This window comes from Mesorhizobium sp. URHB0026 (genome assembly GCF_054059755.1).
In genome coordinates this window covers 3,004,876-3,026,450 of sequence record NZ_JBSSCN010000001.1, presented here as the reverse complement: position 1 = coordinate 3,026,450, position 21,575 = coordinate 3,004,876, and the positions used below count along the sequence as shown (strand labels likewise).

General features: G+C 64.7%; 23 protein-coding genes. 15 read left to right on the top strand and 8 right to left on the bottom strand.

Annotated features, from left to right (window positions below; genetic code table 11):
* The first annotated feature begins 33 nt into the window (after window positions 1-33).
* Entirely contained in the window at window positions 34-1,317 is a 1,284-nt protein-coding gene (locus ACVWWD_RS14890) for a D-tagatose-bisphosphate aldolase, class II, non-catalytic subunit (RefSeq protein ID WP_352552857.1), read from the top strand.
* A gap of 169 nt (window positions 1,318-1,486) precedes the next feature.
* On the opposite strand, the gene ACVWWD_RS14885 is transcribed toward ACVWWD_RS14890, so the two are convergent.
* Window positions 1,487-2,416, bottom strand: a complete 930-nt coding sequence (locus tag ACVWWD_RS14885) for an aldose 1-epimerase (RefSeq protein ID WP_023771150.1) — start codon at window positions 2,414-2,416, stop codon at window positions 1,487-1,489.
* Between the two features lie 61 nt (window positions 2,417-2,477).
* On the opposite strand from ACVWWD_RS14885, the gene ACVWWD_RS14880 reads away from it, so the two are divergent.
* The 9 genes from ACVWWD_RS14880 (at window position 2,478) to ACVWWD_RS14840 (ending at window position 10,748) form a co-directional block, all read left to right on the top strand.
* Window positions 2,478-3,269 (top strand): FadR/GntR family transcriptional regulator, encoded by a 792-nt coding sequence (locus ACVWWD_RS14880; RefSeq protein WP_031247750.1) that lies wholly within the window; start codon window positions 2,478-2,480, stop codon window positions 3,267-3,269.
* Window positions 3,266-4,993, top strand: a complete 1,728-nt coding sequence (locus ACVWWD_RS14875) for an IlvD/Edd family dehydratase (RefSeq protein ID WP_023771152.1) — start codon at window positions 3,266-3,268, stop codon at window positions 4,991-4,993. Before ACVWWD_RS14880 ends, ACVWWD_RS14875 begins: the two co-directional genes overlap by 4 nt.
* 11 nt (window positions 4,994-5,004) lie before the next feature.
* A complete protein-coding gene (locus tag ACVWWD_RS14870; protein WP_457103160.1) occupies window positions 5,005-5,784 on the top strand; it encodes an SDR family NAD(P)-dependent oxidoreductase in 780 nt (259 codons plus the stop codon).
* A gap of 33 nt (window positions 5,785-5,817) precedes the next feature.
* A complete protein-coding gene (gene araD1, locus ACVWWD_RS14865; RefSeq protein WP_023782298.1) occupies window positions 5,818-6,816 on the top strand; it encodes an AraD1 family protein in 999 nt (332 codons plus the stop codon).
* 53 nt (window positions 6,817-6,869) lie between these two features.
* Window positions 6,870-7,895, top strand: coding sequence for an ABC transporter substrate-binding protein (locus ACVWWD_RS14860; RefSeq protein ID WP_023782299.1), 1,026 nt, complete (start codon window positions 6,870-6,872; stop codon window positions 7,893-7,895).
* A 76-nt stretch (window positions 7,896-7,971) separates the two neighbouring features.
* Entirely contained in the window at window positions 7,972-8,643 is a 672-nt protein-coding gene (locus ACVWWD_RS14855; RefSeq protein ID WP_457103159.1) for an ABC transporter ATP-binding protein, read from the top strand.
* Window positions 8,603-9,082, top strand: a complete 480-nt coding sequence (locus tag ACVWWD_RS14850; protein WP_457103158.1) for a TOBE domain-containing protein — start codon at window positions 8,603-8,605, stop codon at window positions 9,080-9,082. The genes ACVWWD_RS14855 and ACVWWD_RS14850 overlap by 41 nt, the downstream gene beginning before the upstream one ends.
* A gap of 35 nt (window positions 9,083-9,117) precedes the next feature.
* Window positions 9,118-9,951, top strand: a complete 834-nt coding sequence (locus tag ACVWWD_RS14845; RefSeq protein ID WP_245276071.1) for an ABC transporter permease — start codon at window positions 9,118-9,120, stop codon at window positions 9,949-9,951.
* Window positions 9,948-10,748, top strand: coding sequence for an ABC transporter permease (locus ACVWWD_RS14840; RefSeq protein ID WP_023771157.1), 801 nt, complete (start codon window positions 9,948-9,950; stop codon window positions 10,746-10,748). The genes ACVWWD_RS14845 and ACVWWD_RS14840 overlap by 4 nt, the downstream gene beginning before the upstream one ends.
* A gap of 30 nt (window positions 10,749-10,778) precedes the next feature.
* Here ACVWWD_RS14840 and ACVWWD_RS14835 read toward each other — a convergent pair whose 3' ends face one another.
* The 7 genes from ACVWWD_RS14835 to ACVWWD_RS14805 all read right to left on the bottom strand — a co-directional run bounded on the left by ACVWWD_RS14835 (window position 10,779) and on the right by ACVWWD_RS14805 (window position 16,716).
* The gene (locus ACVWWD_RS14835; protein WP_457103157.1) at window positions 10,779-12,146 is read right to left on the bottom strand and encodes an FAD-binding oxidoreductase; all 1,368 of its coding nucleotides are present in this window, start codon (window positions 12,144-12,146) and stop codon (window positions 10,779-10,781) included.
* A 214-nt stretch (window positions 12,147-12,360) separates the two neighbouring features.
* Entirely contained in the window at window positions 12,361-13,620 is a 1,260-nt protein-coding gene (locus ACVWWD_RS14830; RefSeq protein ID WP_023771159.1) for an ABC transporter substrate-binding protein, read from the bottom strand.
* Window positions 13,621-13,667: 47 nt separating this feature from the next.
* Complete coding sequence (locus ACVWWD_RS14825; RefSeq protein WP_352553524.1) at window positions 13,668-14,090, bottom strand: DUF4440 domain-containing protein; 423 nt, start codon at window positions 14,088-14,090, stop codon at window positions 13,668-13,670.
* A 5-nt stretch (window positions 14,091-14,095) separates the two neighbouring features.
* Window positions 14,096-15,151, bottom strand: coding sequence for an aldo/keto reductase (locus ACVWWD_RS14820; protein WP_352553526.1), 1,056 nt, complete (start codon window positions 15,149-15,151; stop codon window positions 14,096-14,098).
* Window positions 15,148-15,501 (bottom strand): TIGR04076 family protein, encoded by a 354-nt coding sequence (locus tag ACVWWD_RS14815; protein WP_023782304.1) that lies wholly within the window; start codon window positions 15,499-15,501, stop codon window positions 15,148-15,150. The genes ACVWWD_RS14820 and ACVWWD_RS14815 overlap by 4 nt, the downstream gene beginning before the upstream one ends.
* 1 nt (window position 15,502) lies before the next feature.
* A complete protein-coding gene (locus ACVWWD_RS14810) occupies window positions 15,503-15,985 on the bottom strand; it encodes a DUF3830 family protein (RefSeq protein WP_023782305.1) in 483 nt (160 codons plus the stop codon).
* A complete protein-coding gene (locus ACVWWD_RS14805; protein ID WP_023771164.1) occupies window positions 15,982-16,716 on the bottom strand; it encodes a GntR family transcriptional regulator in 735 nt (244 codons plus the stop codon). Before ACVWWD_RS14805 ends, ACVWWD_RS14810 begins: the two co-directional genes overlap by 4 nt.
* Before the next feature lie 126 nt (window positions 16,717-16,842).
* Between ACVWWD_RS14805 and ACVWWD_RS14800 the strand changes: the two genes are divergently transcribed.
* The 5 genes from ACVWWD_RS14800 to ACVWWD_RS14780 are packed head-to-tail and all read left to right on the top strand — an operon-like array spanning window position 16,843 to window position 21,575.
* A complete protein-coding gene (locus ACVWWD_RS14800; protein ID WP_352553529.1) occupies window positions 16,843-17,643 on the top strand; it encodes an ABC transporter ATP-binding protein in 801 nt (266 codons plus the stop codon).
* Window positions 17,640-18,389 carry an ABC transporter ATP-binding protein gene (locus tag ACVWWD_RS14795; RefSeq protein ID WP_352553531.1) on the top strand — a complete coding sequence of 250 codons (750 nt, stop codon included), beginning with the start codon at window positions 17,640-17,642 and terminating at the stop codon, window positions 18,387-18,389. Before ACVWWD_RS14800 ends, ACVWWD_RS14795 begins: the two co-directional genes overlap by 4 nt.
* Window positions 18,386-19,294 (top strand): branched-chain amino acid ABC transporter permease, encoded by a 909-nt coding sequence (locus ACVWWD_RS14790; RefSeq protein ID WP_023771168.1) that lies wholly within the window; start codon window positions 18,386-18,388, stop codon window positions 19,292-19,294. Before ACVWWD_RS14795 ends, ACVWWD_RS14790 begins: the two co-directional genes overlap by 4 nt.
* On the top strand, window positions 19,291-20,274 hold the full coding sequence (locus tag ACVWWD_RS14785; RefSeq protein WP_023782310.1) for a branched-chain amino acid ABC transporter permease: 984 nt from the start codon (window positions 19,291-19,293) through the stop codon (window positions 20,272-20,274). Before ACVWWD_RS14790 ends, ACVWWD_RS14785 begins: the two co-directional genes overlap by 4 nt.
* Window positions 20,271-21,575 carry an NAD(P)/FAD-dependent oxidoreductase gene (locus tag ACVWWD_RS14780; protein ID WP_352550252.1) on the top strand — a complete coding sequence of 435 codons (1,305 nt, stop codon included), beginning with the start codon at window positions 20,271-20,273 and terminating at the stop codon, window positions 21,573-21,575. The genes ACVWWD_RS14785 and ACVWWD_RS14780 overlap by 4 nt, the downstream gene beginning before the upstream one ends.

Genomic DNA, 21,575 nt, shown 5'->3' with positions numbered 1-21,575 from the left:
GTTCATCGAGACCGCCCGGACCGGAGCATTGGCATGAGCCAGGCGACCGGTCGACTGGCTAGCATCGCCACGCGCCGTGCGGCCGGCGAACGCTGTGGCATCGCCTCGATCTGCTCGGCCCATCCGCTGGTCGTCGAAGCGGCGCTGCGCCACGGCAAGGCGCGCGACGCCGACGTGCTGATCGAGGCCACCTGCAACCAGGTCAACCACGAGGGCGGCTATACCGGCATGACACCGGGCGAGTTCCGCCGCTTCGTCGAGACGATCGCCGGCAAGGCCGGCTTTCCCCTGGACAGGCTGGTGCTCGGCGGCGACCATCTGGGCCCCAATCCCTGGAAGCACCTGCCGGCGCCGGAGGCGATGGAAAAGGCCGCATGCATGGTGGATGCCTATGCCGAGGCCGGCTTCACCAAGATCCACCTGGACGCCAGCATGGGCTGCGCCGGCGAAGGGGCGGCACCGCCCGACGCCACCATCGCCACGCGCGCCGCCGAACTGGCCGAGGTGGCGGAGGCCGCGGTTGAACGAACAGGCGGCACCAGGCCTGTCTATGTCATCGGCACGGAAGTGCCGGTGCCGGGCGGCGCACGGGAGGCGATGGACCATCTGGCGGTGACGACACCGGAGGCCGCGGGTGAGACGGTTCGCATCCACCGCGATGCCTTCAGCCGGCGCCGCCTCGACCAAGCCTTCTCGCGGGCGATCGGCGTCGTCGTGCAGCCGGGCGTCGAATTCGGCAATGCCGAGGTCATCGCCTACCGGCCGGAACGCGCCCGGGCGCTTGCTGGCACGCTGCGAGACCTGCCGCAATTCGTCTTCGAGGCCCACTCGACCGACTACCAGCCCTCTGCGGCGTTGAGCGCACTGGTCGACGACGGTTTTGCCATACTCAAGGTCGGGCCATGGCTGACCTTCGCGCTGCGCGAAGCCCTCTACGGCTTGGGCCACATCGCCGACATTCTGGTTCCCGACCCATCGCGGGAAAGCCTGCCGGCGGCCATGGAGCGCGTCATGCTGGCGGCGCCCGGCAATTGGAAGAGTTACTATCACGGCGCCGAGGCCGAGCAGCGGATCGAGCGGCATTTTTCCTACAGCGACCGCATCCGCTATTACTGGCCCGCGTCGGCGGCGCGGCAGGCCGTGAACGCGCTGATGCAGGCGCTGGGCGAGCGTGACATCCCCTCACCCCTGATCAGCCAGTATCTCGGCCGCCTCGATAGCGCGGTGGCGAGCGGGTCCGTCACGCCAAAGGCCAGGGAACTCCTCATCGCAGGCGTGACGGACGTTCTCGACATCTATGCCAGCGCAACCGGCTGATCCCCGTCATGGCTGCGGCACCAGGAGCAGGGCGCCCGTTGGTGCGGCGCAACTCCAGACCGCGCTGCGCGTCAGCGGCGGCGTCAATGGCTCCGGCTCGGCGGCAAGGCCCGATCGCCGAATGCACCGATTTGCGCTGGGTGACGATTGAGGCCTCGCTCGCGGAAGATCAAACAGCCAGCGACGGTATGAAGCGGACGCTGGCGGATTGTTTCTGGCCAGGGGCCAGCACAATGCAGCCGGTGTCGATCTCCTTGTCGCCCATCCGGTTGAAAGCATCGGTGATGTTGCTGACCGGCTCGGCGCAAAAGAACGGTTCGCCCGGCGGCGTGTAGAGGACGAGGAAGTCCATCGGCGCCTCGGCCTCGATGTCCAGCTGCCGTCCGTGTTCGGGCCACGTAATCCGGGCGCGGCGCGTCCATCCGGTGAAGACCGTATCGAAGTCCACTTCCGATACGTCAAAGCCGATGGATGGATGGGCCCCCACGGGCGGCGGGACATGGCGGATGGGCAGCACCTCCGCATCGTTTTCCCACATGCCTGATACCCCTGCCTGGACATGCGTCCACTGTGTCGACGGGAAATAAGGATGGAAACCGAGGCCAACCGGCATCGGTGCGTCCGACAGGTTGCGCACGGCAATGGTCAAGCAAAGCCTGCCGTCGGCCAGGGAGATCGCTTGCTCTGCCTCATAGCTCCACGGCCAGGAATCGGCGGCGTGGCGATAGCGCAGGACGATCATGCTCGCTTCATGGCTCACGACCGTCCATGGGTGACGCCAGCCATGGCCGTGCTCATGGTGTGGATCGTCCGAGGCCGTCGGCAATTGAATGGGGCGTCCCGCGAAATCGAAGCGGCCATTCCTTATGCGGTTGGAATAGGGCACGAGCGGAAAGCAGGCCATGGCGCCGGGATCGCGGCGACCGATCGCCGTTGGCTCGGCCGGACGCAGCCAATCCACGGCGGAACCATCCCGCCACCATCGATACGAAGCCAGCGCTCCACCAGCGGCGGAAGCAACTTCAACGGTCGCGATGCCATCACTGATCGAGACCAGTTCCGTGTGCGGAGCGACGGCCACAAAGGAATTATCTGTCATCGGCACTCCCCAATCCCTTGACTCCAATCGCCACGGTTATAAGACATATCATATGAATAGTATGAAGAATAGAAAATCGTTCATCACGGTCCGCACGTCACGGGTCGCGGTCGCGGTTTCCAGCGGTTCCACCGCGCTGCACGCCACCGTCGTCGAGCAGATCGGGCTGCGCATCGTGCAGGGCGACTTCCAGCCCGGCGAGGCGCTGCCCAATGCCGACGATTCCAGCGAGATGCTGGGGGTCAGCCGCACAGTGCTGCGCGAGGCGATCAAGGTGCTGGCGGGCAAGGGGCTGGTCGAATCGCGGCCGAAGACCGGCACGCGGGTGCGTCCTCGCGCCGACTGGAATTTCCTCGACCCCGACGTCCTGTCCTGGCGCTATGCCGGCGGGGTCAGTGCCGAGGATGTGCGGGCGCTGTTTGAACTGCGCCGCGCCATCGAGCCGATGGCGGCGGCCCTTGCCGCGCAGCGCGCGACGCCGGCGCAGATCGCCGAGATCCACGCAGCGCTGGCCGAAATGGAAGCACTGAGCGACGACGGCGACCGCTTCGCCAAGCCCGATCTGGTGTTCCACCAGACCATATTGCGCATGACCGGCAACGAGCTGATCGGCTCGCTGGCCGCACTGGTCGAGACCGCGTTGGTAATGAGCTTTCGCCTCTCCAACGACAATCCGGAAGGGCAGCGCCATTCCTTGCCGCTGCACCGGGAAGTCGCCGAGAAGATCGCCGCCGGCGACGCCGCCGGCGCGCAAAAGGCATTGCTGGTGCTCATCGACAATGCCGAGGATGACGTGCGCCGCAGCGTCGAGAACCGCAACAAACGCCGCAACGAGCGGGGCCTGCAATCGTGACCGAGACCAAACGCAAATTGCGGTCCGAAGCCTGGTTCGGCGGTGAAGGCAAGAACGCCTTCATGCACCGCAGCTGGATGAAAAACCAGGGCATTCCCGCCGACGCTTTCGACGGCCGGCCGGTGATCGGCATCTGCAACACCTGGTCGGAACTGACGCCGTGCAATGCGCATCTGCGGGCGCTGGCCGATCACGTCAAGCGCGGCGTCTACGAGGCTGGCGGCCTGCCGCTGGAATTCCCTGTCATGTCGCTGGGCGAGAGCAACATGCGCCCCACCGCCATGCTGTTTCGCAACCTGGCCAGCATGGATGTCGAGGAATCCATCCGCGGCAATCCGATCGACGGCGTCATCCTGCTTGTTGGCTGCGACAAGACCACGCCGGCGCTCTTGATGGGGGCTGCCTCGTGCAACCTGCCAACCATCGCCGTCTCCGGTGGACCGATGCTGAACGGCAAGTTCCGCGGACAGGATATCGGCTCGGGCACGCATGTCTGGAAATTCGCCGAGGAGGTCAAGGCCGGCCGCATGCTGGTCGCCGACTTCCTCGCCGCCGAACAGGGCCAGAGCCGGTCGGCCGGCAGCTGCATGACGATGGGCACCGCCTCGACCATGGCCAGCATGGTGGAAGCGCTCGGCATCGGCATGCCGGACAACGCCGCGATCCCGGCGGTGGATTCGCGCCGAGGCGTGCTTGCCCAGTTGGCCGGACGGCAGATCGTCGATCTTGTCCACCGCGACGTGACGATTGCAAGGATCCTTACCAGGCAAGCCTTCGAGAATGCCATTCGCGTCAATGGCGCGATCGGCGGCTCGACCAACGCGGTGCTGCATCTGATCGCCATCGCCAACCGGGTCGGTGTCGATCTCGGCCTCGATGACTGGGACCGCCTTGGCCGCGGCGTGCCAACCATTGTCGACCTGATGCCGTCGGGCCGGTTCCTGATGGAAGATTTCTACTATGCCGGGGGGCTAGCTGCGGTCATGGCGGCGCTTGATGAAGCGGGGCTTCTTCATCGCGACGCCATGACCGTCAGCGCCAAGACCATCGGTGAACTGATCGACGGCGCGCCCAACTACAACCGTGAGGTCATTCGGCCGCTGCGCGAGCCGCTCACCAAGGAGGGCGGCATCTCGATCCTGCGTGGCAACCTGGCTCCCAACGGCGCGGTCATCAAGCCGTCCGCGGCAACGCCCGAACTGATGCAGCATCGCGGCAAGGCCGTCGTCTTCGAGAACATCGAGCATTACCATGCCCGCATCGACGATCCGGAGCTGGATATCGACGCCTCCTCGGTGATGGTGCTGAAGAATTGCGGACCGCGCGGTTATCCCGGGATGGCAGAGGTCGGCAACATGCCGCTGCCGGCCAAGCTGCTCAGAGAAGGCGTCTCCGACATGGTGCGCATTTCGGACGCGCGCATGAGCGGTACCGCCTACGGCACGGTGGTGCTGCATGTTGCGCCGGAGGCTGCGGCCGGTGGTGTGCTGGCCCTGGTGCGCGACGGCGATCTCATCGAGCTCGACGTCGCCGGCCGCCGTCTCGAGCTTTTGGTTTCGGATGAAGAACTGGCGATCCGCCGCCGTGACTGGAAGCCGCCGGAGCCGCCGCAGGGTGGCTACCAGAGCCTCTATGTCGAGCGCGTGCTGCAGGCCGACAAGGGCTGCGACTTCGACTTTCTCGTCGGCCGGCGCGATGCCGGCATACCCCGGCATTCCCACTAGAGAGGCGCGCGATGACTGATCAGATCGGCAGCTACGCGACCTACCCCAGCCTCAAGGGCCGCAGCGTGTTCATAACCGGTGGCGGCAGCGGCATCGGCGAAAGCCTGGTGCGCCATTTCTGCGCGCAAGGCAGCCGCGTCGCCTTCGTCGATCTGGCCGAGGAGCCTTCACGGCGCCTGGTCGATGCGATCGCGGCCGAAGGGCATGCCGCGCCGCTGTTCATTCCCTGCGACCTGCGCAATGTAGAGCAGCTGCAGACGGCGACCGTCGAGGCGATGCGGCACAACGGCCCGATCCAGGCGCTGTGCAACAATGCCGGCAATGACGACCGCCACCAGACCACAGACGTCACGGTGGCCTATTGGGACGACCGCATGGCGGTCAATCTGCGCCACCAGTTCTTCGCCGCCCAGGCGGTGCGCCCGCAAATGGGCTCGCATGGTGGCGGCTCGATCATCAATTTCGGCTCCATCACCTGGATGGTCGGCGATCCCGACTGCCCTGCCTATGTGACCGCAAAGGCGGCGGTGTATGGCATGACGCGGGCGCTGGCCCGCGAACTCGGCCCCGAGCGCATCCGCGTCAACTGCATGGTGCCGGGCTGGGTGATGACCGAGCGCCAGATGCGGCTGTGGCTGAACCCCGCTGGCGAACGCCAGATCGCGGAGCGGCAGTGCCTGCCCGACCGGCTGCAGCCATCCGACATTGCGCGCATGGCGCTGTTCCTCGCCGCCGACGACAGCCTGATGTGCACGAGCCAGCAGTTCATCGTTGACGCCGGCTGGGTGTGACCCCGTACGGCCTCTAGGGAAGAAGGGTATTTCATGCGTCTTGTTCAGTACATAACGATCGACGGCGGCAGGCGGGTCGGCCTCGTTTCCGATGACGGCGATCGCCTGCATCCACTCGACAAGACAAGCACCGTGCTCGAGCTCGCCGAAGCGGCGATCGCGCAGGGTGCGTCGATCGCGGCGCTGGTCGAGAAGCGGACGGGCGCGGCCACGATCGACTATGGCGAACTGCTGCGCGATGGCCGCGTGCTCGCTCCCGTCGACCATCCGGAACCGGCGCGGTTCCTGGTCACCGGCACCGGCCTCACTCACACCGGAAGTGCCGCCGCGCGCGACAAGATGCATGTGCTGACCCATGGCGAGGACGCCGAGGAGTCGGATTCGCTGAAGATCTTCCGCATGGGCCTGGAAGGCGGCAAGCCCGGTGCCGGCAAGATCGGCATTCAACCAGAATGGTTCTTCAAGGGCGTCGGCACCTGTGTCGTGCCGCCTGGCGCCGATCTGCCGATGCCTGCATTCGCGAAAGCCGGCGCGGAAGAGGCCGAGATCGTCGGCCTTTACCTCAATGGGCCGGATGGCCGCCCCTATCGCATCGGCTATGCGTTGGGCAACGAATATTCCGACCATGTGACGGAGGCCGAGAACTACCTCTATCTCGCCCACTCGAAACTCCGCTCCTGCTCGATCGGACCGGAGCTTCTGATCGGAGGCCTGCCCGAAGAAGTGCGTGGCCATTCCCGCATTCTGCGCGACGGCACTGTTGTCTGGGAACAGGAATTCCTGTCGGGCGAAGCGCACATGTCGCACTCGATCGCCAATCTCGAACACTTCCATTTCCGCTACCCGATGCACCGCAGGGCGGGCGACCTGCACGCCTATTTCTTCGGAGCGGCGGTGATGAGCTACGCCTCCGGCGTCAAGACGGCTTCCGGGGACGAGTATGAAATCCAGGCACAGACATTCGGCAAGCCGCTGCGCAACCGGATGGTGTCGGTGCCGGACGAGGGACTGGTCGCCGTCACCCAGCTGTGACGGCGATAGCCCCGGAAATTACGGTCCACCAGAACGACAATGGGAGATTAAAAATGGGACTGAAGAAAGCGTTTCTGAGACTAGCGACCATCGGGCTCGGCATCGGCCTGATGACGTCGGCGGCGCTGGCCGCGAACCTTCGCGTGCTGGCCTGGGACGGTTATGCCGACCCGGATTGGGTGAAGGACTTCACCGCCGCCACCGGCATCGGTGTCGATGTAGTCTTCATCGGCAGCGATGACGAAATCTGGGCCAAGATCAAGGGCAGCGAAGGGCAGGACTTCGACGTCTTCGCGGTCAATACCGCCCAGTTGCAGCGCTACATCAAGGCCGATCTGGTGTCGCCGATCGACATCACCAAGCTGCCGAACCAGAAGGACGTGCTGCCGCGCTTCCGTGATCTGTCTCAGGTCAGCGGCGACACCAAGGACGGCAAGGTCTACGGTATTCCGTTCTGCTTCGATTCCATCGGGCTGATCTACGACACCGACAAGGTCAAGCCGGCGCCGACCTCGATGTCCGTCCTGTGGGATCCGGCTTACAAGGGCAAGATCCTCGCCTACGACAATGGCGAGCACAATTTCTCGTTCACCGCGCTGACGCTCGGCTACAAGGATCCGTTCAACCTCGACGAAAAACAAATGGCGGCGGTCAAGGCCAAGCTGGTCGAGCTCAAGCGCAATGTGCTGAGCTTCTACACCACCGCCGACGAGGCGCAGCAGATCTACCAGAACAATGACGTTGCGCTGATCTGGGCCAATTATGGCCAGCAGCAGGTCAAGGCACTGCAGAAGATCGGCGCCCATGTCGCCTACGTCAATCCGAGCGAAGGCGCGCTTGCCTGGCTCGACAACTGGGTCATTTCCAAGGGCGTCCGCGACAATGCCGCGGCCGAGAAGTGGATCGACTTCATGCTGACGAAGAAGGTCAGCGGCGCGCTTTCCGAGCGCACCGGATTCGGCAACACGGTGGTCGAGTCGAGCAGCGCCGGCGGCAACGACAAGCTGGTCTGGCTCAACAATGTCGAGGATCCGCTCAAGCGTTCGGACTTGTGGAACGAGGTCAAGGCGACGCCCTGATCCTTTCCACGCCTGACTTCGAAGGACCCGGCGGTCCGGACGTTCCGGACCGCCGAACCGTATGCGAGAATATCCCATGAGCCAGAACACCGACCTCTTGACGCTGCGGTCCGTCTCGAAATCCTACGGCACGGTTCCCGTGCTGCACGACATCGACCTGTCGATCCGGGACGGTGAGTTCCTGACCGTTCTTGGGCCATCAGGCTCGGGCAAGACCACGGTCCTGCGCCTGATCGGCGGGCTTGAGCCACTGACGTCAGGCGAGATCCGGCTCGACGGCCAGGACATCAGCCGCATGCCGATCAACAAGCGGCCGTTCAACACGGTGTTCCAGGATTATGCGCTGTTCCCGCATATGACCGTCTCCGGCAATGTCGGCTATGGGCTCTCGGTGCGCCATATCAAGCGCAAGGAGATCGCCAGCCGCGTGGCGCAAGCCCTCGATCTGGTCCAGCTCGGACGTTTCGCCGAGCGCTTTCCGGCACAGCTTTCCGGCGGCCAGCGCCAGCGTGTCGCGCTCGCCCGGGCGCTGATCTGCCAGCCGCGCCTGATCTTGCTCGACGAGCCGCTGGGCGGCACTCGATCTCGAATTGCGCCGGCAGATGCAGGAGTTCCTGAAATCCATCCAGCGCGAAATCAAGACCACCTTCCTGTTCGTCACCCACGACCAGGAAGAAGCGATCGGCATGGCCGACAGGATCTGCGTCATGCAGGCCGGACATATCCGCCAGCTCGGCACGCCGCATGAGCTCTACTACAAGCCGAATTGCGAATTCGTGGCGCGCTTCTTCGGCGAGAACAATCTGGTGGCTGGAAAACTCGGTCCGGTGCAAGGCGAGCAACGACCGATCGAGACGGCACTCGGACGGCTGGTCTGCTCGATCAGCGACCAGCCGCATCTGAAGATCGCGCCGGATGGCGCCGAGGCTTTCGCGGCGTTCCGCCCCGAAGCCTTGCATCTCGCGGACACCAAGGACGGCGGCAACCGCTTTTCCGGCACCATCGCCGATCTGGCCTTTGCCGGTTCATCGACCGTCGCCACGATCACGGCAGGTGCGGACAATGCCGCGCTGCGCCTGCGCCTGCGGCTGCGCATGCCGAGCCGGATCGACGGCAGTGCTCTCAAGTCAGGCGAAACGGTCTCGCTTTGCTTTGCACCGCATGAAGGCCATCTGGTGCTGGCATGAGCGCGGCTGGCTCGACATCTTCCGAGGAGCGGCGCTTGTCGCAGCTGGTCACGGCGCTGGCATTCGCCTTGCCGGTTATCTTCGTCCTCGTGCCACTGGCGATCTTCCTGGTCTACAGTTTCTTCAGCGTCGACCAGGGTACGATCGTCCATGCACCGACCCTCGGCAACTATATCAGGTTCTTCACCGATCCGATCTTTCTGCCGGTGTTCTGGAACACCATCGTGCTGTGCGTATCGGTGGCCGTCATCTGTATCCTTCTCGCCTATCCAGCTGCCTATTTCCTGACGACGCTGAAAGGGCGGTGGCGCTACGCCCTGCTGATGTTGCTGCTGGTGCCGCTGCTGATGAGCTACGTCATCAAGATCTACGCGATCCGCAGCATCCTCGGACTCAACGGCTTCCTCAACAAGGCGCTGGTGGCGCTCGGCATCCTGGATCAGCCATCGACGCTTTTCGTCTTCAACATGAACGCCATCCTTTTGACGCTGAGCCTGCTTTTGATCCCGTTCGCCATCCTGCCGATCTTCCTGTCGCTGGAGCGGATTCCGCAAACCTTGCTGCGCGCCTCGGATGACCTGGGCGCCAGCAGCCTGCAGACATTCCTGCGCATCACCTTGCCGCTCAGCCTGCCCGGCGTCGCCTCGGCGGCGAGCTTCGTCTTCGTACTGGCGATCGGCGATTTCCTGACGCCCCAGATGGTCGGCGGGATCAGCGGCTTCACCTTCGGCCGCATCCTCTACAGCCAGTTCGGCACGGCCTATAACTGGCCGTTCGGCGCCGCGCTATCGGTGGCGCTTGCGATCGTGGTGATCGCCGCCATTCTCATTGGCGAACGGTTCGGGCGCAGCCGGGGGACGTCGGTATGAGCGCGCTGCCCCGGCCTTCCACCATCTTCCTGGCCTCGATTACGACGCTGGTCGCTGTGCTGCTTTACAGCCCACTGTTCGTGCCGATCGTGTCGTCGTTCTTCACCATTTCACATGGCAATGTCGACTGGTCGTCGCCGACCCTTTCGACCTATGTGGCGCTGGCTGGAAACCATGAGATTCTGGCCGCGCTGCGCACCACGCTGATCGTCGGCGTCTGTACCGTAATCCTGTCGGTGGTCAGCGGGACTCTGCTGGCGCTCTACTATCACAGCCGCCGCTCAGGACGTTCGGTTCTGCAGTTCATCATTTTCCTGCCATTCCTGATGCCGCCTATCATAAGCGGCCTGGCGCTGTTGATCTTCTTCCGCGAGATCGGCCTCGAACGCTCGCTGCTGACGGTCGTCATCGGCCACACCGTGTTCGTGCTGGCGATCGTCTACCGCACCGTGCTGATGCGGCTGCAGTCGATGAGCCGCACGCTGGTCGAAGCCTCCTACGATCTCGGCGCCAGCGGCTGGCAGACCTTCTGGCGCATCATACTGCCGAACCTGTCGAGCGCCATGGTCGGCGGCGCCATCCTGGCCTTCGCCCTGTCGTTCGACGAGACGATGATCACCATCCTGGTCACCGGCACGCAAAGCACGCTGCCGGTCAGGCTGTGGGCGATGATGCGGCTTGGCTTCTCGCCCGACATCAATGCGCTGGTGGCGTTGATCCTGATGTTCACCGTCCTGCTCTGCGTGCTCGCCGCCCGTTTTCTCATTCCCAGGCAAATGGCGACGGAACGTAGCTGAGTTTCAGGCGGTTGGATAAAGGTCGAAGACTCATCCGGGATTGAGGATGTTCTTCGGATCGAGCGCCGTTTTCAGCCGCCGCATCGTGGCGACCTCGGCGCCGCTGCGCACCAGATTCAGCCACTGCTTCTTGTCGAGGCCGATGCCGTGCTCCGCCGACACGCCGCCTCCGGCGGCCGCCACGCCGCGATAGATGATACCGTAGGCCGCCGCCGGATCCACCGTCAGCACCTGATAGTGCAGGTTGCCGTCGCCGAGATGGCCGAAGACATAGATATCGGCTCCGGGATCGACCGCGCGGATGGCGGCATCCGCTTCTTGCAGGAACGCCCCCATTCGCGCCAACGGGATGCTGATGTCGACGCCGATCAGGCCTTTCATCGAAAACAGAACGCGGTTGGCGTCCTCCCGCACATCCCACAGCGCGCGGAATTCGCGCGGCGATTGGGAGACGACAACATCGTCGACGATGCCGTCCTCGACCGCCTGCATCAAGACCTCGGCGAATCGCTCGCCGTCGCGTTCTGGCTCGCTGCCCTGGATTTCGGCCAGCACGTAGACGGGTGAGCCAGCCGGAAGCGGCGCCGGCATGGCCATGCTGGCGACCATGACGTCATAGAGCGGCGCGATATTGACCTCATAGGCGGACAAAAGCGGGCCGAGCTTTTGCCGCAGCAGCCCGAGCAGGACGATCGCGGCATCGAGCGAAGGCAGCGCGCAGAAGGCGTTCACCTCCGATGCGGGCTTGTGATGCAGCCGGAGCGCGGCGCGGGTGACGACGCCAAGCGTCCCTTCCGCGCCTATGAAGAGTTGGCCGAGGTCGTAGCCGGAATTGTCCTTGGGCAGGCCTTTGAGCGACGTCAGCACCGTGCCATCGGCAAGTACCGCCTCCAGCCCCAGCACCTGTGCCCGGTACATGCCGTAACGCAGCACGCGGATGCCGCCGGCATTGGTGGCGATGTTGCCGCCGACCGTGGCGGAGCCGCGCGCGCCGATATCGACGCCGAACATCAGCCCGGCGCCGTCTGCCGCTTCCTGCACCGATTGCAGCGTCGCGCCAGCTTCGGCGACGATGGTGGCGGCTTGACGGTCCGGGGCGGCAAGGCCGGTCATGCGCTCCAGCGACAGCACGATCTCGCCCGGCTGGACGCGCGCGCCACCGGCCAGCCCGGTGCGACCGCCCTGGACGACGACCGGCTGGCCAAGAGCGTTGCATATGGCGAGTGCCGCCGCGACACCCTCGGTATCGGGCGGGCGCAGCACTGCTTCGGGAAGCGCGCCGAGCTTGCCGTCGGGATCATCGCGGTAGCGCTGGTCCACGTCGGAGCCGGCGAGCATGCCGCCCGAGCCCAGCCTGTTGCCAAGCGCGGACAGCAGCCGTTGTGTTTCAGGCGACATCCGGATCAGCCGCCTGCGTGACAAGGCGCATCGTCAGCGTCCAACAACCGGATGGCCCGATGAGTATCCTTGTCCAGCACGCTCGCCATCCCTTGAATTGCAGCCGGCCGATCCTATTCGCGCCCGCTTGTCGTGCAAGCGATATCGACCCGCCTCAGGTGACGCCGGCATCGATCGCGATGGGCGAGATCGATGCCGGAAGTACAGCGCCGGCTTACTGAAGCTTGGCCTGCAGCGCGTTGACGTCGTCGGTGGTCATTTCACCATCGGTCGTCACCTTGCCGTCGGCGATCTTCCACAGCCGGAACGGGCCGGTGATGTCGCCAAACTTGTCGAAGGCGACGGGACCGATGACACCTTCATAGCGGATCGGCTTGCCGTCCTTGATCAGGCCGAGCGCCTTGGCGAATTCTTCCTTGCCCGCATAAATCGGCGTGCCGGCGGGATCGACCGCCTTGTACATGGCGTCCTTGATCTTGGCCGGGTCCTCGGAGCCGGCAATCGCGATGGCGAGCCCGACAATGGCTCCGGCATCATAGGAGCGGTCTGCCGCGGGATTTGACGGTTCGATACCGGAAAACGCCTTGTAGTTCTTGGTGAAATACTCCGTCGAGGCGGTCGGGCTAGTGCCTGAAGACGTGCCATAGGCGTCCTTCAGATAATCAGCCCCGACGGACTCTATGAAGTCTGGGCTGTTCATGCCGTCATTGAGCAGGAATTTCTGCACGCCGCCCTGCGAGATCCAGGTGCGGGCGATGGTGGCGCCGTCGACGGGCGTGCTGACCAGGTAAAGTCCATCCGGTTCGCCACCCATCGCCGCGGTGACTTCCGAAGCGTAGCTCGACTGCTTCTCGTTGTAGGGCGTGTCGGAGACGATGGTGCCGCCGAGCGCTTTGTAGGCACGCGAGAATTCGGCCACCATGTTGACGCCGAAGTCGTTGTTGACGTGGATGATCGCCAGCTTCTTGAAACCCTTGTCGACCGCATATTTGGCGGCGGCCACGCCCTGCAGCGCGTCCGAGGTAATGGTGCGGAAGAAGATGCCGTTGGTCTTGCCGTCGCGGCCGAGTGTCGTCAGCGTCGGCGAGGACGACGCCGGCGAGACCTGGACGATCTTGGCCGGCGCGGTAACCGAGGTCAGGATCGGGATCGACACCGAGGAAATGATGCCGCCGATGATCACAGGCACTTTCTTGACCTGAACCAGCTGGGTGGCGGCATCGACCGCGATGTTGCCCTGGCTTTGGCTGTCGCGAGTATCGGTGACGAGATCGCAGCCGCGCACGCCGCCGGCTTCGTTGATGTCGCGGAAGGCCATTTCGACCGATTTGGCGCCGGCCTGCCCGTATTCACCGGCCGGACCGGTCAGTTCCATGACGAGACCGACGGTGATCTTGCAGTCGGCGGCCTGGGCGGCACCCGCCATCGTCACGAGAGCAAGTGCCGTGGTGAGCTGGAGTATCGTCTTTCTCATTGTTGTTCCCCTTGAGTTACACGAACTGATTTGACGTCTGGAAAGTCTCAGTGTTCCGGCACCTGCAGCCAGGTTTCATGCAGATGCCGCCATTGGACGCCGTTGGGCGCCGATGAACTGGTGGTGAAGACCGCGCTCGACCGGCGGCGGCTGTGCTTGCCCGCGCGCAGCTGCGCCTCGACATAGAGGACGACGATGGTATCGCCATCCTGCCAGCCGGGCTTGATGTCCTCGATCGAAATGGCAAAGCCGTCGTCGCAAGTGGCGCGGCTGGAGCGCACATGCTCGATCACGGCATCGCGGTCGAGGATCTGGCCGCCTGGTGCGATCATGGTCAGGCCTTCGCCCATGACGGCTTCGAAGCGGCCGAAATCCACCTTGTCGGCGCGCGAGGCGACGAACCAGTCGACGAAAAAGCGATGCAGGGCGACGACTTCGGTGCTGGCCTGCGAAAACAACCTATCGTCCATGGTTTTCATATCCGGCCCGCGTTAAGATTGTAGTGCATGATCGAGCCGTGGCGGCCGTGGCGGTCACGCTCCAGCGTGTAGACGTCTCCCTCAAGGCCGCTGCCTCTCGCTATCACGGCTGCAATCCGCGCACGGTCATCGGCGTCGAGTACGACATCCATGATTTTGGCGTTGGCCAGCGCGTGCGCCTGGTTGCGGGCACCGACGATGACCGCGGCCACTCGCGGCTGCTCCAGCACCCAGGCGCTGGCGATGGTGGCGATGTCGACGGCGTGGCGGTCGCCCACCGCCTTCAGTGCGCGAAGCAGTTGCTGGAACAGGTCCCAGCCGCCGAAATCGTCGATGATCAGCTTATATTTGACCAGCGAGCGGTTTTCGAGCGGCGTGCCGGGTTCGGCGACATCAAGCCATTTGTCGCTGAGAAAGCCGCCGGCCACAGAACCGTAGCAGAGGAAGCTGACGCCGTTTTCCTCCGCAAGCGCGGCGAGGCTGTTCGCCGGACGCTGGTCGAGCACCGAATATTGCAGCTGCTGGCTGACCAGTGGGATGCCAGCTGACAGGATTTCGGCAAGCCGGGGCGTATCGAAATTGGTGGTGCCGAGATTGCGCAGCTTGCCCTCGCGCCGAAGCTCGTTGAGCCAACCCATCGCCTCGACATAGCGCGGCTGCGCATAATCCCACCAGTGAAACTGCACGAGGTCGAGCCGCTCGGTCTTAAGCCTGCGCAGCGACTGGTCGACGATGCCCCTGATATAGTCGCGGCTGATCGTAGCGAGCCGTTCAAGGTCGGGCACGAGCTTGGTGTGCACCTTCATTTTGGCCGCTGCAGCGAGACCGCGCTCATTGGCCAGCCGCAAGCGCGCGGCGCCGATCAATTCCTCGACGCCGGTGTAGATATCGGCGCAGTCATAAGTCCAGATGCCGGCATCGAAAGTGACGATCAGGTCGCTCACGGCCTGGCTGCGATCGATAGCGCCATGGCCGCCGGCCAGTTGCCAGCCACCGCGTATGACGCGCGAAATCGCGTAGCCCGGACTGAGCTCGAATGTCTTGGCGGTCATGTCAGGTCATTCCCCTTCGGCAGCGGCACGGCCGTGGTTTCGGCATGGCTGAACCGCCGCTTGGCCAGCCTGACGATCCTTAGCCGACTGGCGCAGTTGGGATCGGGACAGGCGATCTCGGCGTCGGAGGTCATCCAGTCATTCGGGTGGGTCGGACGCTGCTTCGCCGCCAGCAGCGGCAGCACCGCCGAGATCGAATAGATCGAAAAGCCCTGCCCCGCCGGCATCGACAGCATCTCGCCCTTGAGTTCGAAATAGTCGCCGGCCCTGGCGCCGCAATAGATCGGCTTGCCCTGCGGAATGACCGCCTCGACGCGGAGATCGAAGAGTTCGAAACTGTCGTCAGCCATTTCAGGCCTCCACCAGGCTGAAGGTGATGTCGCAGGCGCCGTTGCGGCGGATAATGGCGCAGGCAGCCGCGAATTGATCGCGCTGATCGGCGCGCACCTGCGCGACGACGCTGCCGGCCAGCCAGCCGATCGGGAACAGCAGACGCGCGCCCTGCCCGTAGAACAGGCCGATGTCGAAGATCGCGTTGGGATTGCCGCCCCACATGCGCGGCGGCACGTAAGACAACACGATGTCGCCCGGCTGCGGCGTCAGGGTCGCGTTCTCCGCCGGCAGCGGCCGGGCATAGGCCTGCCCCTCGAGATCGGCTGATGGAACCGGACAGGAGATCTCAGGTCCCGTCCACATGGCGTGAATGGCGGGGACGACACGTGGCGTGGCGAGATAGGCTGTGAGAAAGGCCGCGTTCTCCGGCGCCCTTTCCGGCAGCAGCAGCGCAGTGACGGAAAGCTTGGAGCGCGGCTCGCTGATCCTGATGGAGGTCATATCTGGCCTTTCGCGGCGGCGGATTGCAGCTTGCTGCGCAGGAAGGTGAAGGGCCGGCTGATGTCGGCGACCAGCGCTTCGCGCGCCGCCCGAGCATCCTGCTTGGCCAGCGCCTCGACAATGCGGCGGTGATACTGGGCGGTGTCGACCTCGCCGGCTTCCGAGAAGGCGTAGATGGCGACGCGGATGCATGGACCTGATTGCAGCCACAGGCTCTCGATCATCGGGATCAAAACGGCCGAGCCGCAGGAGCGATAGATCTCGAAGTGAAAGCTCTGGTTGAGCGTCACTTCGCGGTCGACATCCTTCTTGTGTTTCAGCGCCCGCATCTCGTCCCATTCGCCGAGAATGGTTTCGATGGTGGTGATCTGGCGCGGCCCCATGCGGACGGCGGCCAGCGCGATCGCCTCGCCCTCGATCAGGATACGGGCTCGCAAGAGATCGTCGAGGCGCTCCAGCGTGATTGGCGGCACCCGCACCGAACGGTTGGGCAGCGCCTCCAGCGCCTTTTCCGTGATCAGCCGGCCAAGCGCCTCACGCACCGGCATGGTCGAAGTGACCAGCGCATCGGCCAGACCGCGGATGGTCAGCACCTGGCTTGGCTCGAACAGGCCGCCGATCAAGGCCCGACGCAGCTCGGAATAGACGCGATCCTGCACCGTCTCGCGGCCCACCGGAGCCAGTTGGGCCGCGATCGCCTCGTTGTTTTTTTCGATGGCAGCCTTTTGCATGGAATTCCGTACTCGGCGGGTTTTCGGCTTGCGGATGAAATTAAAGCCGAATAGCGTGATCAAAGCAAGTGTGATCACAAATCATAATCAGAAGACGGCAACGACCGTCTTCGGCCAGAGGGTTTGATGAGCGAGGCAGCGGAAAGGCAGGGGAAGGAGACCCGTGTCCCGGTTCTGACGGCAAGCAACGTCGTCAGGCGGTTCGGCGGCCTTGTCGCCGTCAACGATGTCTCGTTTCATGTCAAACCGGGCGAAATCCTTGGCCTGATCGGACCCAACGGCGCGGGCAAGACGACCATGTTCGACCTGCTGGCTGGCAGCATCCTGCCCACCAGCGGCGACATCCTTCTCAACGGCACGCGCGTCTCCGGCGAAGCCGCTCACCTGCGCATCGGCCGTGGCCTTGGCCGCACCTTTCAGATCCCGCGCCCGCTGCCCAATCTGACGCTGATCGAAAACATCATGCTCGCGGCACAGGGCCAGGCCGGCGAAAAGCTGCTGGCTAACTTCCTCACGCCGTGGCGAGTGGCCGCACAGGAAAAAGCCGCCCGGACGAAAGCCCTCGACCTGCTGGAACTCGTCACCCTCAGCGATCTCGCCCATGAGCCGGCGCGCGTGCTGTCCGGCGGCCAGCGCAAGCTGCTCGAACTCGCCCGGGTCATGATGGCCGACCCGGCGATCATCCTGCTTGACGAACCTGCCGCCGGCGTCAACGCGACGCTGCTCGAAGTCATCATCGACCGCATCCGCGACATCAACGTGCGCGGCATCACCTTCCTGCTGATCGAGCACAACATCGACATGGTGACGCGGCTCTGTCACCGCGTCCTTGTCATGGCGAGCGGCCAACTGCTGAGCGAAGGCACGGCAGAAGAGGTCGCGCGCGACCCGCGCGTCATCGATGCCTATCTCGGAGGCACCGCATGAGCGAGACCGTCCTCGATGTACGCGACCTCGAAGCCGGCTATGAGCCCGGCGTGCCGATCGTGCGCGGCGCCTCGATCACCGTCGACAGAGGCGAGATCGTCGTCGTACTCGGCCCCAACGGCGCTGGCAAGTCGAGCCTGATCAAGGCGATCGCCGGCCTCGTGCCGATCACCGGCGGCACGGTGCTGCTGGACGGCAGGGACATCACCGCCGCGCCGGCCCACACCATGGTGCGGCTTGGCCTCGCCTTCGTCCCGCAGACCGAGAACATCTTTCCGCTGATGTCGGTGGAGGACAATCTCAAGGTGTCCTGCGGCATCCTCGAGCGGCGCGACATCCCGGCCCGCATCGAGGAAATGTATGCCGCCTTCCCCGACCTTGTCCGCCAGCGCCGCACCGCCGCCGGCAATCTGTCGGGAGGCCAGCGGCAGATGCTTGCCGTGGCGCGGGCGTTGATCGTCCATCCCAAGGTGCTGGTGCTGGACGAGCCGTCCGCCGGCCTGTCGCCGAAGTTCGTCGCGATGGTATTCGAGATGCTGGCCGGCATCCGCAAGTCCGGAGTCACCATCCTTTTGGTTGAGCAGAACGCCAAGGCAGCGCTTGCCATCGGCGACCGCGCCTATGTGCTGGCTGAAGGCAAGGACCGGCACGAGGGCATAGCCTCCGAATTGTGGAACGACCCTGTCGTCGCCGAACTCTATCTTGGCCAGCGCCCTTCTCACACAGGCAAGGGAGGCGCGGGATGAGCCTGCAATTCATCGTCGACGGATTGCTGACGGGCTCGATGATCGGCCTCGGCGCCATCGGCGTGACGCTCACCTATTCGATCCTGCGCTTCTCCAACTTCGCCCATGGCGACTTCATGGCCTGGGGCACCTATGCGACGCTGGCCGTGGTCAGTGCCATCGGTGCGATGTTCGGCAAGGTGGCGCCGATCGGACCGCTGTCCTTCGGCTGGCCGCTTCTAGTCGCCCTGATCGTCGGCATGGCATTCACCGCCTTGCTCGCACTGTTGCTCGACAAGATCCTGTTTTCGCGGCTGCGCTCGCAAGGCCAGGCGATCATCGTGGTGATGGCGAGCTTCGGCGCCTCGATGGCGCTACGCAGCCTGCTCGAATTCACCTTCACCTCACGGCCGACCTACTTCAGCCGGGCGATCCAGATCGCCATGCCGGTCGGCTTCGGCATCCGCATCACGCCCGACCAGATCGCGTTGCTCGTGTTGACCGCCATACTCGTGCTCGGCGTGCATCTGTTGATGACGCGCACGCAGACTGGCCGCGCAATGCAGGCCTTGAGCCAGAACGCGGCACTGGCCCGCGTCGTTGGGATCGACGTCGCCAGCGTGGTGCGGGTGACGTGGATCATCGGCGGCGCGCTCGCCTGCGTGGCTGGCGTGATGATCGGCATCCTGGTGCAGATCCGCCCGTTCATGGGCTTCGACATGCTGCTGCCGATGTTCGCCGCCGCCATCCTCGGCGGCATCGGCAGCATCCCGGGCGCGGTGCTCGGCGGCCTGATCATCGGTCTCGCCGAAGCCGGCGCGGTGCAGTTGATCGGCGCCGAATGGCGCGCCGCCGTGTCCTTCGTCATCCTGATGGCTGTGCTGTTCGTGCGGCCGATCGGCCTTTTCGGAGTTCGGGAAAGATGATCGATCTGGTTGGCTACGGCGCCTTCTTCCTGACCACGGCGCTGATCTTCTCACTGGTCACGCTGGGGCTCAACCTGCAATGGGGCCTGACCGGCCTGTTCAATGTCGGCCTGGCGGGCTTCGTCGCCATCGGCGCCTACACCTCGGCGCTGCTGACGACACCGGACGATCCCGCGCGGCTCGGCGGCTTCGGCCTGCCTATCCTCGCCGGCTGGGTGGGTGCCATGGTCGTTGGCGGCATTGCGGCCGCGCTTACCGGCATGGCGACATTGCGTCTTAGATCCGACTATCTGGCGATCACCACCTTCGGCGTGGCCGTCGTCGTGCAATTGGTCGCACTCAACGCGCAGAAACTGACCGGCGGCCCCTTCGGCATCGGCTTCATCCCGCGCCCCTTCGGCGGCCTTGCGGAGACGCCGCTGCTGTTCAACCTGTCGAACCTTGCGGTCGTCTGCGCTGTGACGCTGATTGCCTATCTCGCCTTGGAGCACCTGTCGCGCAGTCCGTGGGGCCGTGTGCTGAAAGCGCTGCGGGAGGACGAGCGGGCCGCGATTTCTCTCGGCAAGAGCGCGCGCTTCTACCGCGTCCAGGCGTTTGCCGTCGGCGGCGCCATCATGGCGCTGGCCGGCGCGCTGCAAGCGCATTTCACCGGCTTCATCGCGCCGGACAATTACCTGCCGATCCTCACCTTTCAGGTCTGGGTGATGCTGATCGTCGGGGGCTCGGGCAGCAATCTCGGCGCGGTCATCGGCAGTGTCCTGGTCTGGGGGATTTGGGCCGGATCGGGCACGCTGACCAGCGTGTTCTTCCCGCCCGAGCAGCAGGCGCGCGCCGCCTCGCTGCAGATCGTCGCCATCGGCGTGATGCTCTGCGTGATCCTGCTGATGCGGCCGAACGGATTGTTCGGCGACAGGCCCCCGCGGACGCGCTTTGGCAAGCGCAGGCGGATCGCCACGGACAAGAGCAGTTCCGGTTCATGAATGCCTCGGTCCGGCAGGGTGCGAACGGCATTTCGCTCTGGCATGCCATCAGCCGCGAGCGCCGCAAGCGGCCGGTGCTGCAAGGCAGGCTCGACGTCGACCTCGCCATTGTGGGCGGTGGATTTTCCGGTCTGTCGACCGCGCTGCACGCCGCCGAAAAAGGCATCTCGGTCGCTGTGCTCGAAGCCGAGATCATCGCCTGGGGCGCGACCGGCAGGAATGCCGGTTTCGTGGTGCCGAACTTCGCCAGGATGGATCCAGACAGCATCCTCGCGCATCTCGGCGCCGAGCGCGGCGAACGCCTCATCGATTTTGCCGCCGGCAGTGCCGATCACGTCTTCGACTTGATCCGGCGGCACGGCATCGACTGCGACGCGGTGCAGAACGGATGGATCCAGCCGGCGCACTCGCCGGCGGCCCTGGAGAAGGTCAGATCCCGCGCGGACCAATGGGCGCGGCGCGGCCGGCCTGTCGTCACCCTGGATCGGCAAGAAGTCGAAGCGCTGACCGGCGCGCGCGGCTATGTCGGTGGCTGGACGGATCGTTCCGGCGGCGTCCTCAATCCAGTCGCCTATGCGCTGGGGCTGGCCGATGGGGCGGAGAAGGCCGGCGCGAAGATTTTCGAGCACACGCCGGTCGCCTCGATCGATCGCGTCGCCGATGGTTGGGCACTTCAAACACGGTTGGGCTTGGTACGCGCGGCCAAGGTGCTGGTCGCTACCAACGCCTATGGCGGCTCCCTCGATCCGTTGCTGGGGCGAACTTATATTCCCCTGAAGGTCTTCCAGATCGCGACCGCGCCCCTGCCGCATGAAATCCGCACGCGTCTGCTGCCTGGGGGACAAGGCGTCGGCGACACCAGGCGCAATCTCTTCACCTTCCGCTTCGACGCCGACAACCGGCTGATCAGCGGCGGCATGCATATTCTTGGCGCCGGCGCCGATACGCGCGTGCCCCAAACAATCTGGCGACGGCTCGGCCGGCACCTCGACCTGCCTGATCTGCCCCCCCTTGCCTATGGCTGGTCGGGGATGGCGGCGGTCGAATCGGATTTCCTGCCGCATCTCCTGGACCTCGGACCGGGGCTGATCGCCGGTCGCGCCTGCAATGGACGCGGCATTGCCATGACCACGGCGATGGGCAAGGTGCTGGCCGACTGGGCCGCTGGAGCCGAAGCGCGTGATTTGCCGGTGCCCTTCGCACCGCCGGCGCCAATTCCGTTCCATGCCCTGCTGCGGCACGCGCCCAACATGCTGCTCGGCTGGAGCATCCTGCGCGACCGGATGGACGAGACGGCATAG

Bases quoted from the DNA above. Each gene is read 5' to 3' on its own strand.
- ACVWWD_RS14890 (WP_352552857.1), top strand. From the start codon at position 34: ATGAGCCAGGCGACCGGTCGACTGGCTAGCATCGCCACGCGCCGTGCG.
- ACVWWD_RS14885 (WP_023771150.1), bottom strand. From the start codon at position 2,416: ATGACAGATAATTCCTTTGTGGCCGTCGCTCCGCACACGGAACTGGTC.
- ACVWWD_RS14880 (WP_031247750.1), top strand. From the start codon at position 2,478: ATGAAGAATAGAAAATCGTTCATCACGGTCCGCACGTCACGGGTCGCG.
- ACVWWD_RS14870 (WP_457103160.1), top strand. From the start codon at position 5,005: ATGACTGATCAGATCGGCAGCTACGCGACCTACCCCAGCCTCAAGGGC.
- araD1 (WP_023782298.1), top strand. From the start codon at position 5,818: ATGCGTCTTGTTCAGTACATAACGATCGACGGCGGCAGGCGGGTCGGC.
- ACVWWD_RS14860 (WP_023782299.1), top strand. From the start codon at position 6,870: ATGGGACTGAAGAAAGCGTTTCTGAGACTAGCGACCATCGGGCTCGGC.
- ACVWWD_RS14855 (WP_457103159.1), top strand. From the start codon at position 7,972: ATGAGCCAGAACACCGACCTCTTGACGCTGCGGTCCGTCTCGAAATCC.
- ACVWWD_RS14850 (WP_457103158.1), top strand. From the start codon at position 8,603: ATGCAGGCCGGACATATCCGCCAGCTCGGCACGCCGCATGAGCTCTAC.
- ACVWWD_RS14840 (WP_023771157.1), top strand. From the start codon at position 9,948: ATGAGCGCGCTGCCCCGGCCTTCCACCATCTTCCTGGCCTCGATTACG.
- ACVWWD_RS14835 (WP_457103157.1), bottom strand. From the start codon at position 12,146: ATGTCGCCTGAAACACAACGGCTGCTGTCCGCGCTTGGCAACAGGCTG.
- ACVWWD_RS14830 (WP_023771159.1), bottom strand. From the start codon at position 13,620: ATGAGAAAGACGATACTCCAGCTCACCACGGCACTTGCTCTCGTGACG.
- ACVWWD_RS14825 (WP_352553524.1), bottom strand. From the start codon at position 14,090: ATGGACGATAGGTTGTTTTCGCAGGCCAGCACCGAAGTCGTCGCCCTG.
- ACVWWD_RS14820 (WP_352553526.1), bottom strand. From the start codon at position 15,151: ATGACCGCCAAGACATTCGAGCTCAGTCCGGGCTACGCGATTTCGCGC.
- ACVWWD_RS14815 (WP_023782304.1), bottom strand. From the start codon at position 15,501: ATGGCTGACGACAGTTTCGAACTCTTCGATCTCCGCGTCGAGGCGGTC.
- ACVWWD_RS14810 (WP_023782305.1), bottom strand. From the start codon at position 15,985: ATGACCTCCATCAGGATCAGCGAGCCGCGCTCCAAGCTTTCCGTCACT.
- ACVWWD_RS14805 (WP_023771164.1), bottom strand. From the start codon at position 16,716: ATGCAAAAGGCTGCCATCGAAAAAAACAACGAGGCGATCGCGGCCCAA.
- ACVWWD_RS14800 (WP_352553529.1), top strand. From the start codon at position 16,843: ATGAGCGAGGCAGCGGAAAGGCAGGGGAAGGAGACCCGTGTCCCGGTT.
- ACVWWD_RS14795 (WP_352553531.1), top strand. From the start codon at position 17,640: ATGAGCGAGACCGTCCTCGATGTACGCGACCTCGAAGCCGGCTATGAG.
- ACVWWD_RS14790 (WP_023771168.1), top strand. From the start codon at position 18,386: ATGAGCCTGCAATTCATCGTCGACGGATTGCTGACGGGCTCGATGATC.
- ACVWWD_RS14785 (WP_023782310.1), top strand. From the start codon at position 19,291: ATGATCGATCTGGTTGGCTACGGCGCCTTCTTCCTGACCACGGCGCTG.
- ACVWWD_RS14780 (WP_352550252.1), top strand. From the start codon at position 20,271: ATGAATGCCTCGGTCCGGCAGGGTGCGAACGGCATTTCGCTCTGGCAT.